Here is a 14312-nt window from a genome sequence, read left to right as displayed (position 1 = left end):
ATTGTATCTTTTTGATAGCCTGAAAGAAGTCGCAACACAATACCTGCCTGAGTCTCAAATCGAGGCGCTCAGGCAGGCTTATTTGGTTGCGCGCGACGCACACGAAGGGCAGACACGCTCTAGCGGCGAACCCTACATCATCCACCCCATTGCTGTTGCTCGTATTCTGGCGGAAATGCGCCTGGATTACGAAACCCTCATGGCAGCCCTGCTCCACGATGTCATTGAAGATACCGAGGTCACCAAAGACGATCTCGATAGCCGCTTTGGCTCCACCGTGGCTGAACTGGTCGATGGTGTCTCGAAGCTAGACAAACTCAAATTCCGCGATCGCAAAGAAGCGCAAGCTGAAAACTTCCGCAAAATGATCATGGCCATGGCCCATGATATTCGCGTGATCCTCATCAAACTGGCTGACCGTACGCACAACATGCGCACGTTGGGTGCCCTGCGCCCGGACAAACGCCGTCGGATCGCCCGCGAAACGCTGGAAATCTTCTCTCCTTTAGCCCACCGTTTGGGTATCCACAATATTAAGACAGAGTTGGAAGAGCTCGGCTTTGAAGCCCTCTATCCGAACCGCTACCGCGTACTGAAAAACGTAGTGGCTGCTGCCCGTGGAAACCGCAAAGAAATGATCAATAAAATCCACGCTGAAATTGAGGGTCGCCTTAATGACGCGGGGATTGAAGGTACGGTACTGGGACGCGAGAAAAACCTCTACTCCATCTATAACAAGATGAAGAACAAAGAGCAGCGCTTCCACACCATCATGGATATCTACGCCTTCCGCGTACTGGTTCATGACCTCGATACTTGCTACCGCATTCTCGGCCAAGTGCATAACTTGTATAAGCCGCGCCCAAGCAAGATGAAAGACTACATCGCGATCCCGAAAGCCAACGGCTATCAGTCATTACACACTTCCCTCGTCGGCCCGCATGGCGTCCCGGTTGAAGTGCAGATCCGTACCGAAGACATGGATCAAATGGCCGATAAAGGCGTTGCGGCACATTGGGCCTACAAAGACGGCGAAAGCTCGAGTACCACGGCACAGGTGAAAGCGCAGCGCTGGATGCAAAGTCTGCTCGAACTGCAGCAAAGTGCCGGCAGCTCGTTTGAATTTATCGAGAACGTAAAATCCGATCTGTTCCCGGATGAGATTTACGTATTCACCCCGAAAGGCCGCATTGTTGAATTGCCGGTCGGGGCGACAGCAGTCGACTTTGCCTACGCGGTGCACACCGATGTGGGGAATGCCTGTGTCGGCGCCCGTGTGGAACGCCAGCCTTACCCGCTGAGCAAGCCACTGAAAAACGGCCAGACCATTGAGATCATCAGTGCACCGGGTGCGCGTCCTAACGCCGCTTGGCTGAACTATGTCGTAACCTCACGCGCCCGCACCAAGATCCGTCAGGTGCTGAAAACCATGCGCCGTGAAGAGTCCATCACACTGGGACGTCGCCTGCTTAATCATGCACTGGGTGCGCTCAATATCGACCAGGTCGATCCGGGCAACCTGCAACAAGTGCTGACCGATCTGCGTTTGGTGGATTTGGAAGATTTGCTGGCTGAAATTGGCTTGGGTGAGCTGATGAGCGTGGTGATCGCCCGCCGTCTGCTGGGCCGAGCCGATGAACTGACCGAGAAAGAAAATGACCGTCGTCTGCCGATCCGTGGCGCTGATGGCATTTTGCTGACCTTCGCCAATTGTTGTCACCCGATCCACGGTGACCCGATCATGGCCCATGTCAGCCCGGGCAAAGGCTTGGTGATCCACCGCGAAGAATGTGCCAACATCCGTGGTTACCAACGTGAACCGGACAAGTACATGGCGGTCGAGTGGAGCGAAGACTTCGAGCAAGAATTCGTCACCAGTCTCAAGGTGGACATGCAAAACCACCAAGGCGCACTGGCCGATCTGACCAACACCATCGCGGCAACGGGCTCGAACATTCAGGGCTTGGCGACCGAAGAAAAAGATGGCCGTTTGTACACCATCACGGTACGCCTGACCACCAAAGGCCGTATTCATCTGGCTAACATCATGCGCCGTATTCGTGTGATGCCCAACGTGGTTCGCGTCTCGCGCCAGAAAAACTGATCCCGATAACGGGGCATTCCCGCTATCAACTCATACTCTAAACGCCCGTCTTCGGGCGTTTTCTTTAGGTAAACCAGTACATGACACCTGATCGTTTCCAACGTATTCACTCTGTTCTCGCCACTCGCCAGCCGGATCTGACGGTGTGCATGGAAGAAGTCCACAAACCGAACAATGTCTCTGCCATCATCCGTACCGCGGATGCCGTTGGCGTGCACAAAGTCCACGCGGTCTGGCCGACCAAAGCGATGAAGCTGCACACGCATACGTCCGCCGGTGCCCGTAACTGGGTCGAGTTAGAGACCCACGATTCGATGATCGACGCGATGGCAGTGATGAAAGCCCAAGGCATGCAAGTGCTGGCGACCAACCTGTCAGACACGGCGGTGGATTTCCGTGAGATCGACTACACCAAACCAACTGCGATTATTCTGGGTGGCGAGAAAAACGGGATCTCCCCACAAGCCTTAGCCATGGCTGATCAAGATATCATCATTCCGATGGTCGGCATGGTACAGTCATTGAATGTCTCCGTGGCCAGCGCCTTGATCCTGTACGAAGCACAGCGTCAGCGCCAAAACGCCGGCATGTACGATCGCACGCTCACCCAGCTGCCCGATGACGTCGTCAACCGCATTTTGTTTGAACGCGGTCATCCGGTATTGGCCAAAGTCGCACGCCGCAAAGGCCTGCCTTACCCGCCGCTGGATGAACACGGCCAGATCGCCGCCGATGAAAGCTGGTGGAATACCATGCAGGCCATCGAACCGAAAAAGAAAAAAATGCTACCTTGAGGGTAAACGGACTGACTCATGAGCGGACAACTCCTTGATACCATCGCCCTGACGGAACTGTCAGGGGTCGGGGCCAAAATGGCCGACAAACTGGATAAGATTGGCCTGCGCACGGTGCAGGACTTACTGTTCCATTTACCGCTCCGCTATGAAGACCGCACGCGGATCTGGCCAATGGCACAAGTGATGCCCGGCCAGCACCTGACCGTTCAAGGCGAGGTGCTGAGCTGTAACATCACCTTTGGCAAACGCCGTATGATGACAGTGAAGATCAGCGATCACACTGGCACTGCCACCCTGCGCTTTTTCAACTTTACCGCCGCGATGAAAAACAGCTTCAGCGAAGGCAAACAAGTCAAAGCCTACGGGGAAATAAAACGCGGCCAGTACGGACTGGAAATCATCCACCCCGACTACCGCCTGTTCTCTGAACCCACCGAATTAAGCGTGGAAGAGACCCTGACGCCGGTTTACCCAACCACCGATGGCCTACGCCAGCTGACCCTGCGTAACCTGACCGATCAGGCCATGACCTTGCTCGACAAAGCCGCGGTGCGTGAACTGCTGCCTGAAGGCCTGTACGACCGTCAAATGACATTGGCACAAGCACTGCACCTGATGCACCGTCCCACGCCGGATGTCTCGCTCGATCAGCTGGAAGAAGGTAAACACCCGGCGCAACAACGCCTGATCATGGAAGAGCTGTTGGCACAAAACCTGTCAATGCTGGCGGTGCGTAATAACAGCCAGCAACACGCAGCGTGGCCCTTAGTGGCACCGGACTCGCTGAAACAGGACAGCCTCAAGCAACAACTGTTAGCCAGCCTGCCGTTCAGTCCGACGGGCGCACAACAGCGCGTGGTAGCGGACATCGAGCAGGATCTGACCCAGCCTCACCCGATGATGCGTTTAGTGCAAGGGGACGTAGGCTCCGGTAAAACGCTGGTGGCAGCATTAGCCGCCCTACGCGCCATTGAACACGGCTACCAAGTCGCGTTGATGGCACCAACCGAACTGCTGGCCGAACAGCACGCCCTCAATTTTGCCCAATGGCTTAACCCGCTCGGCATTAACGTCGGCTGGCTGGCCGGTAAACTCAAAGGCAAAGCCCGCGAGAGCGAACTCGCTAAAATTGCCAGTGGCGAAGCCAAAATGGTGGTCGGTACCCACGCCTTGTTCCAAGATCAGGTCGTGTTCCAGAATCTGGCATTGGTGATCATTGATGAACAACACCGCTTTGGTGTCCACCAGCGGTTGGAGTTGCGTGAGAAAGGCGCGAACGACGGCCGCTACCCGCACCAGCTGATCATGACCGCCACCCCGATCCCTCGGACACTGGCGATGACCGCCTACGCTGATCTGGAAACCTCGGTGATCGACGAACTGCCGCCGGGTCGTACGCCGATCCAGACCGTGGCGCTGCCCGATTCACGCCGGCCCGATATCATCGCGCGTATTCGTGCCGCCTGCATGAACGAAGGTCGCCAAGCCTACTGGGTGTGTACCCTGATTGATGAATCGGAAGTACTGGAAGCCCAAGCGGCCTCGGATACCGCCGATGAACTGACCGCGCAACTGCCCGAATTGAACATCGGGTTGGTGCATGGCCGCATGAAACCGGCCGAAAAACAGGCGGTGATGCAACGCTTCAAAGCCGGCGAGCTGCACCTGCTGGTCGCCACCACGGTGATTGAAGTGGGCGTGGATGTGCCCAATGCCAGCCTGATGGTGATCGAAAACCCCGAGCGCCTCGGCTTGGCGCAGCTCCATCAGTTACGGGGCCGTGTCGGACGAGGCCAAGTGGCCAGTCACTGTGTGCTGCTCTACCATGCGCCACTGTCAAAAACCGCCCAAAAACGCCTCGGCGTATTGCGCGAAAGCAGCGATGGCTTTGTGATTGCCCAGCGCGATTTGGAGATCCGGGGCCCCGGTGAGCTACTCGGCACCAAACAAACCGGTATCGCCGAGTTCAAAGTGGCCGACTTAGTACGCGACCAACACCTGATCCCACAGGTCCAAAAGCTGGCGCGCTACCTGTTTGACCACTACCCTGATAACGCACAGGCCATTATTGACCGCTGGCTCGGCCAACGCGAAAATTATTCCAACGCCTGATCCTCGCATCGCCTCTGCGTATAAAAGCCCCCAGAACAGGCCGCCTTGCGGCCTGTTTTTATTTTCGCAATATAAGATTGTAAATACGCAAATTCAATCGCAGCAAAACCCACACGCAAACGATTGCCTTTTGCTGATGGATCACTAAAATAGCGCCAAATTCTATCCACCTTTTCTCTCCGGTGGCGTTCTGATCTGAGTAACAGCAATCACAGAGCTATTCAGGCCCACAGGTTTACCGCCCATTCAGCGCAGTAAACAGGATAAAGAGAAACACAAGGAAGCATTGGCCATGACTCGCCAGCACAGCACCGTTGAAACACCGCAAAAATCGGATTTGATCTACCGTCTTGACGATCGTCCACCGCTGCCGCAAACCCTGTTTGCTGCTGCCCAGCATTTGCTGGCGATGTTCGTTGCCGTGATCACCCCTTCACTGATCATCTGCCAAGCGCTGGGTCTCCCTGCCAGTGACACCAACACCATTGTCAGCATGTCACTGTTTGCATCGGGCATTGCCTCTTTTATTCAAATTCGTACCTTTGGTCCGGTCGGCTCTGGCCTGCTGTCGATCCAAGGCACCAGCTTTAACTTCTTAGGCCCTATCATTGGCGCGGGCTTGGCACTCAAAGCCGGTGGTGCCGACATCCCAACCATGATGGCGGCTATCTTCGGTACCATTCTGTTTGCCTCCCTGACCGAAGTGTTTATCTCGCGCGTGCTGCAACATGCCCAACGAGTGATCACCCCGCTGGTCTCTGGCATTGTGGTGACCTTGATCGGCCTGACGCTGATCAACATCGGCCTGACCTCCATCGGCGGTGGCTACGCCGCCATTGAAAGCGGCACCTTTGGTAGCTTGGATAACCTGATGCTGGCCGGTACCGTATTGGGCTTTATCGTGCTGCTCAACCGCATGAAAAACCCGTACCTGCGCGTGTCTTCCATTGTGATTGCAATGGCAGCCGGCACCTTGTTGGCGTGGATCATGGGCATGGTGGATACCAGCCGCATGACTGAGAGCGAGTTCATCGCCATTCCAATCCCGATGCAGTACGGTATTGGTTTTGACTGGGGCTTATTGATCCCCTTGATGATTGTGTTTGCCATCACCTCACTGGAAGCGATCGGTGACATTACTGCGACCTCTGAAACCTCAGAGCAGCCTGTGGCAGGCCCGGTGTACATGAAACGCATCAAAGGCGGCGTACTGGCTGACGGCATCAACTCCGCCGTGGCAGCGCTGTTGAACAGCTTCCCGAACTCCACCTTCAGCCAGAACAACGGCATCATTCAGCTCACTGGCGTCGCCAGCCGTTACATCGGTTTCTTCGTCGCGGGCATGTTGGTGCTACTGGGTCTGTTCCCGGGCGTGGCGAACTTGGTGCAGCTTATTCCTGAGCCGGTACTGGGCGGCGCGACCATCGTGATGTTCGGTACGATTGCGGCATCCGGTGTGCGTATTATCTCACGCTGTAAGCTCGACCGCCGTGCCATTTTGATCATGGCACTGTCGTTCTCAATGGGTCTGGGTATCGCGCAGAAACCGGAAATTCTGCAGTTCCTGCCTGACATTGTGAAAAGCATTCTGTCATCCGGCATGGCCGCGGGCGGTATCACGGCCATCATCTTGAACCTGGTCTTACCGGAAGACCGTGACTAAGTTCTAGGTTCTAGGTTCTAGGTTCTAGGTTCTAGGTTCTAGGTTCTAGGTTCTAGGTTCTAGGTTCTAGGTTCTAGCAAAGAGCATAAAAAAAAGCGCGTGCCCATGGCACGCGCTTTTTCGTTGTAGCAATAACAAGTTGGGATTACTTACGCACAATCAACGGCAAACTGATCTGCACTTTCAGGCCGCCCTCGTGACGGTTCGACACCTGAATCGACCCTTCATGCTGATCAATAATGCGCTTCACAATCGCCAGTCCTAAACCGGTCCCTTCGGTGTCCGTGCCACGCGCGGTATCGCCCCGCGTCAATGGCTGGAACATCCTCGCCACCTGATCCGGCTCAATCCCCGGCCCGTCATCTTCCACACAGAACCAGACATGCTTGCGATCGGCCGTGACGCCGCTGGAAATCTTCACCCAGCCGTTACCGTAACGCAGCGCATTGACCACCAAGTTCGCGACCGAGCGTTTAATCGACACCCCGTTGGCACTGACGACACCTGGGATCTCAGCCAAGTCCTGTTCAATCCGGCGCTCGTAACCGCCTTCGGATTCGGCCACTTCACTCAACACCACATTCAGATCGAGATCTTCCTCGTCCTGCTTCTTGGTTGATTTCAAGTAATCCATGAACTGACTGATGATCGCGTTACACTCTTCGGTGTCTTTGATCATACTCTCAGCCAAATAGCCGTTTTCCGGCGACATCATCTCCGTCGCTAAGCGAATACGGGTCAACGGCGTACGCAAGTCATGGCTGACTCCGGCCAATAACAAGGCCCGGTCATCTTCCAACTGCTTGATCCCCGCCGACATCCGGTTAAACGCCTTGGTCACCGCACGGATTTCCGATGCCCCCCGCTCCGGTAACACCGGTGGGGTTTCCCCCTTCGCCACCTGCAACGCGGCTTTCTCCAGTGCCACCAACGGCCGGTTCTGGATCCGAATGAATAACCAACCACCGGCAATCGCCATAAAGGCAATGATCAGGCTGTAATGGAACAGCGGCGAGAAGTCATCTTCCTGCAACTCCGACAACGGAATACGCATCAAGTAATGAGGGATCGCATCACTGCGCAACCACAACACATAACTGTCTGCGCCCAACACCAACCGCACTTCCGTCGGCGACTCCAGTTCACGGCTCATCTCTTCGCTGAGATATTCCACCACCGTCGCTTTTTCATACTCTTTCAAGTCTTCACCATGAATCGCATCGCTGCCATCCACGGCGTGCAACGTCACCCCAAGCTGTTCCAGCAATTGGCGACGTAACGGGGTGTCTAAATGGAAGGTGTTGCCATCGGCCATCTCAACGTCTTCTTTGAGCATCAACCGCACTTCATAGGCGAGAATACGATTGAACTGCTGCAAACTGGGCAGCAAGGCGTAATTGAGCACCGCAAGGTAGGAAAAAATCTGGCTTGCGATCAGCAAGCCAGCGAGCAAAATCAACGTACGGGTGAACGTACTGCGTGGGGATAACCGCATGGCTTACGCCTCGCTACCGTCCGGTACAAACACATAGCCCAGACCCCACACCGTTTGGATATAGCGCGGGCGGCTTGGATCTTCTTCAATCATGCGACGTAAGCGCGAGATCTGCACGTCAATGGAACGCTCCATCGCTGAATATTCACGGCCACGGGCCATGTTCATCAACTTATCGCGTGACATCGGCTCGCGGGCATTGGTGACCAACGCCTTCAATACCGCAAATTCACCCGAGGTCAGTGGCATCGCTTCATCACCACGGAACATTTCACGGGTGCCCAAGTTCAAACGGAATTCGCCGAACTCAATCACTTTGCTGTCCACGCTTGGCGCGCCTGGGGCTTCCACGGTCTGACGACGCAGTACCGCACGGATACGGGCCAACAGTTCACGCGGGTTAAACGGTTTTGGCAGGTAATCATCCGCACCGACTTCCAACCCAACAATGCGATCAACCTCATCGCCTTTGGCGGTCAGCATCAAAATCGGCAGCATGTTGTTGGCGTTACGCAGGCGACGACAAATCGACAGGCCATCTTCTCCCGGCAGCATCAGATCCAGCACCATCAGGTGGAATGTTTCACGTGAAAGCAAGCGATCCATCTGTTCACTGTTCGCCACGCTACGCACCTGAAACCCTTGTTCAGACAAATAACGTTCCAAAAGCGCGCGCAGGCGCATATCATCATCAACAACCAGAATCTTATAATTTTCCTGCATAAGTCACCTTACTTGCATCGATCAACATTATCGTGCTTTGTGCGTAGTTTACGCGACCCATCCAGCGCCTCGCTGAATTTTGCCGCTAAAATACGGGATAAATTGTTACGGTTTATGTCCACTCCGCGGCGTTTTCGCGCCGCTGTCCGCCAGCAAAAAAGACGGATAACCGTTTACTGGCCTTTTAAACTAACCTAAATTCAAACAACTATCCAAAATTATACCCACAATACGAGGCTGACACGCGATACCCTGCGCGCCACGCGTATTGCACACCACTGGGTTTGTGACAGCAAGGAGCCACCAGCGACCATGAAAACCAACCTCATCACCCGTGAGGGATACATCAAACTCAAAACCGAACTCGATTTTTTGTGGCGCGAAGACCGCCCGGAAGTGACCAAGAAAGTCACCTGGGCAGCCAGCCTCGGCGATCGTTCCGAGAACGCCGATTACCAGTACAACAAGAAACGTCTGCGTGAAATCGACCGTCGCGTGCGCTACCTGCGCAAACGCCTTGAGGTGATCCAAGTGGTCGATTACTCCCCCCAGCAAGACGGCAAAGTGTTCTTTGGCGCGTGGGTGGAAATTGAAAATGATGACGGCGACACCAAAGCGTTTCGCATTGTCGGCCCGGATGAGATCTACGGCCGCAATGACTACATTTCCATCGACTCCCCGATGGCCCGCGCCATGTTAAAAAAAGAAGTGGATGACGAATTTGAAGTGAATACCCCGCTCGGTAAAAAAGAGTGGTTCATTAATTCAATACGTTATGACGCCGCGACGTCCTGAATCCCCGCACAAATGTGCCAGAGTGTGACGACAGAGGGTGAGCAATCTGGGTAAACAACTGGATTTTTCATAATCTGCCCTTATATATAACCCATCGATACTATCTATAGAGACCCCACGGATGAGCCAAGCTATCTGTCATTTGATTGCTCAGGAACTCAACGTTCGCCCCGAGCAAGTGACTGCCGCCGTTACCCTGATTGATGACGGTAACACCGTTCCTTTTATCGCCCGTTACCGTAAAGAAGTGACTGGCGGATTGGACGATACCCAACTGCGTAACCTGGAATCCCGCCTCGGCTACCTGCGTGATATGGACGACCGCCGTCAGGTGATCCTCAAAGCCATCAATGAGCAAGGCAAACTGACGCCCGCCCTGCACGCAGAGATTGTCGCGGCCGACAGCAAAACCCGTCTGGAAGATCTCTATCTCCCGTACAAACAAAAGCGCCGCACCAAAGGCCAAATCGCGATTGAAGCTGGCCTTGAACCGTTGGCCAATAGCCTGTGGACGGACCCAAGCCAAACCCCGGATACCACCGCACTGGCCTTTGCCGATGCCGACAAAGGCTTTGCTGACAGCAAAGCGGTGCTTGACGGTGCCCGTGCCATTTTGATGGAGCGTTTTGCTGAAGATGCCGCACTACTGGAAAAAGTACGTCGCCATCTGCTGCAACAAGCCGAACTCACCGCCCGCGTGATCGACGGCAAAGAGGAAGAAGGCGAAAAATTCAAAGACTACTTCGACTACAGTGAAGCGCTGAAAAACGTACCGTCACACCGCGCCTTGGCCCTGTTCCGTGGCCGTAACGAAGGCATTTTGCAGCTGTCATTGAATGCCGATCCCAATCAGGAAGCGGGCGTGCGCGGCTCCTACTGTGAAGTGATGATTGCTGATCACTACGGCGTGACACTGGGTACCCAACCGGCTGACGCCTGGCGTAAGCAAGTGATCAGTTGGGCATGGCGGATCAAAATTTTGATGCACCTGGAAACCGAGCTGATGGGCGCCCTGCGCGAAAAAGCCGAAGACGGCGCGATGCAAGTATTTGCCGATAACCTGAAAGATTTGCTGATGGCCGCCCCGGCCGGCCCACGTGTCACGCTGGCGCTGGATCCCGGTTTGCGTACCGGCTGTAAAGCCGCGGTGGTCGATGCGACGGGTAAACTGTTGGATACCGCGACCATCTATCCGCACACCGCCCGTGCCCGAGTGGCGGAAGCCGAAGCCACCACGCTGGCACTGATCCACAAGCACAATGTCAATTTGATCGCGATCGGTAACGGCACTGCTTCACGTGAAACAGACAGCTTTGTCGCCGCGCTGCTCAAAGACAACAACCTGAAAGTCCAAACCGTGATGGTGAGTGAAGCCGGTGCCTCGGTGTACTCGGCATCAGAATTAGCCGCAAACGAATTCCCGAATCTGGACGTGTCACTGCGTGGTGCGGTGTCGATTGGTCGCCGCCTGCAAGATCCATTGGCCGAGCTGGTGAAGATTGATCCGAAATCCATCGGGGTGGGCCAATACCAGCACGATGTCAGCCAAAGCATGCTGGCCAAGCGTCTGGATGCGGTGGTGGAAGACTGTGTAAACGCCGTGGGTGTCGATGTGAACACCGCTTCGGTAGCACTGCTGACCCGCGTGGCCGGTTTGAACACCACCATCGCCCAGAACATCGTCAACTACCGTGATGAAAATGGCCGCTTTGATGCCCGTACCACACTGAAAAAAGTGGCGCGTTTGGGGCCAAAAGCGTTTGAACAGTGTGCCGGTTTCTTGCGTATCATGAACGGCAAGAACCCGCTGGACGGCTCTGCAGTGCACCCAGAATCGTACGCAGTGGTGAAAAACATTGCCGCGGCCAACGGCAAAGCGTTGGATGCCATCATCGGTAACAGTGATTTCTTACGTAGCCTGAAAGCCACCGAGTACACCGATGACAAGTTCGGTTTGCCGACCGTGACTGACATCATCAGTGAGCTGGATAAACCGGGCCGCGATCCCCGTCCTGAATTCAAAACCGCGACCTTCGCTGAAGGCGTGAATGAAGTGAAAGACTTGATCCCAGGCATGGTGCTGGAAGGCGTGATCACTAACGTGACCAACTTCGGTGCGTTCGTGGATGTCGGCGTACACCAAGACGGTTTGATCCACATCTCCGCCCTGTCTGACAAGTTCGTGTCAGATCCGCGTGAAGTGGTGAAAGCCGGTGACGTGGTGAAAGTGAAAGTAATGGAAGTGGACGTGAAGCGTAACCGTATCGGCATGTCGATGCGTTTGAACGACGAACCGGGCCAAGAAAAACCGGCCCGTAAGCCACAAGAAAACCGTTCACACAACACACCGCGTCAGCAGCAACACAGCCACACCCCACGCAATAGTGCCCCACAAGGCAATGCTGCGATGGGTGGTGCCTTTGCCGCCGCCTTTGCTAACGCGAAGAAGAAATAAAAGCGTCTATTAGGGACGAGTGTCGAGTCTGAAGGGACGAGACAAAAAGCAAAAAGCGGAGAACATCAGTTCTCCGCTTTTTTTATGCGTGTTTGATAGCGATGAGATACGAGTGCCTGAAAGGGTCCTGTGGTCCTGTGGTCCTGTGGTCCTGTGGTCCTGTGGTCCTGTGGTCCTGTGGTCCTGTGGTCCTGTGGTCCTGTGGTCAGGATGCCGTTGAAAATTCTATATGCAAGCTCTTCCGCTCTCGATTTTTCCATTGGGCCATAGGATCTTAGAACCGCACTTAACCCGCTCTTACTCGTACCTTCAGACTCGTCCCGCTCTTACTAGCCACTAGCCCCTACTCTTCTACAACACCACCAAATACTCAGTCGGCGGATTAGGGACAGTAGCCTGCGCATATTTGTGCGCCACCACGCCACGGGTACGATCGGCCTCGTTGAACGCGGCCAACTCTTCCAGTAATGCGCGGGGTAATTTGATGTGCATGCTATAGCCTAACTCGCTATCTGCCGCCATATAGCGATCCGCCGACAAGGCCGTGACCAGTTGCTCTAACTCTTGCTGATACCCATAGCGTTTCGCCGCGATAGCATCGTGATAATCTGGGTGTTCACTGGGATCCCACGCTGGCTTCTTGAATTGCTTCTCGTCACTGGTCAGGCGTTTTTCCGGCTGCGCGGCCGTCGATTCTGTCGGCGGTACGATTTTATCACGCACGCGATTATCCCGTGCCGCTTGTTCTGTCGGCGGGTTAATCGAGGGGGCTATCGTGGACGCCCCGACCTGAACCGGTGATACGAGCATGCCAGAATTATCCTTTGTCTCTTACTGTCAACACGCAGCGGGCGCATTCACTACGTCATTCACTAAGCAATGGCCAACAATACTGTCGCTACCGTGCCTAAAGCCGACAACACCTGCCCGGCAGTATAAAATTCATCGCTGTTGGTGCTGACATCGTCCGGGTGATCCATCCCCAATGCCCCGTAGGCAAATGACTCGGCTTTCTCTTGGGTGCTCTCGGTGCTGTCGCTCGGTGTCGCGTCAGTGTCCGTCGCAGAGGTTAATGCCGCATCAGCCGCCTGCTGCTGGCGCGCGGCCGCAGAAATAGAGACCGAGGAATCGCTCGCCGCTTGTGGCGCACGCGCCACACTTTCTGTGGCCGTATTCGCATTCGGTGCGGTCGCCGCTTTCAGACTGGCTGGCGTATAAATCACGGTATTGGTTAACTTTCCGATCATGATGAAGGCTCCTGCTTTTACTCAGCCACGCAATGGTCATACCCGCCCCTCTCTCTATAAGCGGCTTGGGTATATCGTTATCGGCCAACGTGGATAAACATTTAATCCGATCTGCACCGACCAGATGGGCGCATTGTGCGCGGTCATCGCCCCCTAGCGAGCAAGAAACGGCAGTAACGTCGCCACAAACTCGTCAGGGTGCGAAATGAACGGTGCATGGGAAGCAGAGGCAAACACTTGCCGCTGTGACTGCGGCGCGAGCGCATCCAGAGAATCGGCCACTTTTACCGGCACTAACCCATCTAAGCGACCGTACAAACGCAACCAAGGCGTCGTCACCTCCGCCAGTTGCGGGCGTAAATCGATCTCCGCCAGCATCTGTAACCCAGCCGCGAGTGCGGCCGGTTGTGGCGCCGGACGCGATAAGACCGCTTCTTTCAATGCGCGCACATCTTGCCGTGCCGTCGGGCTGCCCATCGCCTGTAACGCCATGAAGCGCGCCACGGTAGCATCAAAATCCTGATCCAACTGCTGACGAAAATCCGCCAATACCGTCGGTTTGATCCCTCGCCATGCCCCTTGTGCCGCAAAACACGGCGAACTGGCCACCGTGACGAGCTGCCGCACTTTTTCCGGCGCGAGCAAAGCCGCACGGGTCGCAACCAATCCGCCTAATGACCACCCTATCCACGAGGCAGTTGTCGGTGAATTTTCAAGCAACAACTGTGCCATTTCATCAAGGCTGTGGGCTGACAGGCCGTGGCTGAAGCCGTAACCGGGCAGATCCACCACGTGCACCCGGTAGTGCGCGGTCAATTGCGGTAACAGATGCTGCCACACCGCACCGTTCATGCCCCACCCGTGAATGAGAACCAGATCATCCCCTTGGCCTTCCGTTTGCCAGTACAGTGTGGTTGTCAT

General features: G+C 55.1%; 12 protein-coding genes. 6 read left to right on the top strand and 6 right to left on the bottom strand.

Going from position 1 to position 14312, the window contains the following annotated elements; genetic code table 11:
* Nucleotide 1: 1 nt before the first annotated feature.
* The 3 genes from spoT to recG all read left to right on the top strand — a co-directional run bounded on the left by spoT (nucleotide 2) and on the right by recG (nucleotide 5013).
* Nucleotides 2-2104: a bifunctional GTP diphosphokinase/guanosine-3',5'-bis pyrophosphate 3'-pyrophosphohydrolase gene (gene spoT / locus ACSF8W_RS16650; RefSeq protein ID WP_428475912.1), complete on the top strand. Its 2103-nt coding sequence runs from the start codon at nucleotides 2-4 to the stop codon at nucleotides 2102-2104.
* An 80-nt stretch (nucleotides 2105-2184) separates the two neighbouring features.
* Nucleotides 2185-2898: a tRNA (guanosine(18)-2'-O)-methyltransferase TrmH gene (trmH, locus tag ACSF8W_RS16645; protein ID WP_500848326.1), complete on the top strand. Its 714-nt coding sequence runs from the start codon at nucleotides 2185-2187 to the stop codon at nucleotides 2896-2898.
* A gap of 18 nt (nucleotides 2899-2916) precedes the next feature.
* Nucleotides 2917-5013, top strand: a complete 2097-nt coding sequence (recG, locus tag ACSF8W_RS16640) for an ATP-dependent DNA helicase RecG (protein WP_500848325.1) — start codon at nucleotides 2917-2919, stop codon at nucleotides 5011-5013.
* On the opposite strand, the gene ACSF8W_RS16635 is transcribed toward recG, so the two are convergent.
* Nucleotides 4998-5183 (bottom strand): hypothetical protein, encoded by a 186-nt coding sequence (locus ACSF8W_RS16635; protein WP_500848324.1) that lies wholly within the window; start codon nucleotides 5181-5183, stop codon nucleotides 4998-5000. The genes recG and ACSF8W_RS16635 overlap by 16 nt on opposite strands.
* Nucleotides 5184-5305: 122 nt before the next feature.
* On the opposite strand from ACSF8W_RS16635, the gene ACSF8W_RS16630 reads away from it, so the two are divergent.
* On the top strand, nucleotides 5306-6676 hold the full coding sequence (locus tag ACSF8W_RS16630) for a uracil-xanthine permease family protein (RefSeq protein ID WP_500848323.1): 1371 nt from the start codon (nucleotides 5306-5308) through the stop codon (nucleotides 6674-6676).
* Between the two features lie 145 nt (nucleotides 6677-6821).
* On the opposite strand, the gene envZ is transcribed toward ACSF8W_RS16630, so the two are convergent.
* Together envZ and ompR are read right to left on the bottom strand one after the other, a co-directional pair.
* Entirely contained in the window at nucleotides 6822-8171 is a 1350-nt protein-coding gene (envZ, locus tag ACSF8W_RS16625) for a two-component system sensor histidine kinase EnvZ (RefSeq protein ID WP_500848322.1), read from the bottom strand.
* Between the two features lie 3 nt (nucleotides 8172-8174).
* Nucleotides 8175-8894 carry an osmolarity response regulator transcription factor OmpR gene (ompR, locus tag ACSF8W_RS16620; protein ID WP_047875558.1) on the bottom strand — a complete coding sequence of 240 codons (720 nt, stop codon included), beginning with the start codon at nucleotides 8892-8894 and terminating at the stop codon, nucleotides 8175-8177.
* A 312-nt stretch (nucleotides 8895-9206) separates the two neighbouring features.
* On the opposite strand from ompR, the gene greB reads away from it, so the two are divergent.
* Nucleotides 9207-9689 carry a transcription elongation factor GreB gene (greB, locus tag ACSF8W_RS16615; protein WP_500848321.1) on the top strand — a complete coding sequence of 161 codons (483 nt, stop codon included), beginning with the start codon at nucleotides 9207-9209 and terminating at the stop codon, nucleotides 9687-9689.
* A 121-nt stretch (nucleotides 9690-9810) separates the two neighbouring features.
* Nucleotides 9811-12144: a Tex family protein gene (locus ACSF8W_RS16610; protein ID WP_500848320.1), complete on the top strand. Its 2334-nt coding sequence runs from the start codon at nucleotides 9811-9813 to the stop codon at nucleotides 12142-12144.
* A gap of 351 nt (nucleotides 12145-12495) precedes the next feature.
* Here the strand turns inward: ACSF8W_RS16610 and ACSF8W_RS16605 are convergent, their stop codons facing one another.
* The 3 genes from ACSF8W_RS16605 to bioH form a co-directional block, all read right to left on the bottom strand.
* Complete coding sequence (locus ACSF8W_RS16605; protein ID WP_500848319.1) at nucleotides 12496-12954, bottom strand: ATP-dependent Lon protease; 459 nt, start codon at nucleotides 12952-12954, stop codon at nucleotides 12496-12498.
* Nucleotides 12955-13016: 62 nt separating this feature from the next.
* Nucleotides 13017-13391, bottom strand: coding sequence for a hypothetical protein (locus ACSF8W_RS16600; protein WP_500848318.1), 375 nt, complete (start codon nucleotides 13389-13391; stop codon nucleotides 13017-13019).
* Between the two features lie 153 nt (nucleotides 13392-13544).
* Nucleotides 13545-14312 (bottom strand): pimeloyl-ACP methyl ester esterase BioH, encoded by a 768-nt coding sequence (gene bioH, locus ACSF8W_RS16595; protein ID WP_500848317.1) that lies wholly within the window; start codon nucleotides 14310-14312, stop codon nucleotides 13545-13547.

It is taken from the genome of Photobacterium sp. 270122K (assembly GCF_059941365.1).
Note: the sequence above shows the minus strand (reverse complement) of the source record. Positions and strands in the feature narration are given on the sequence as shown.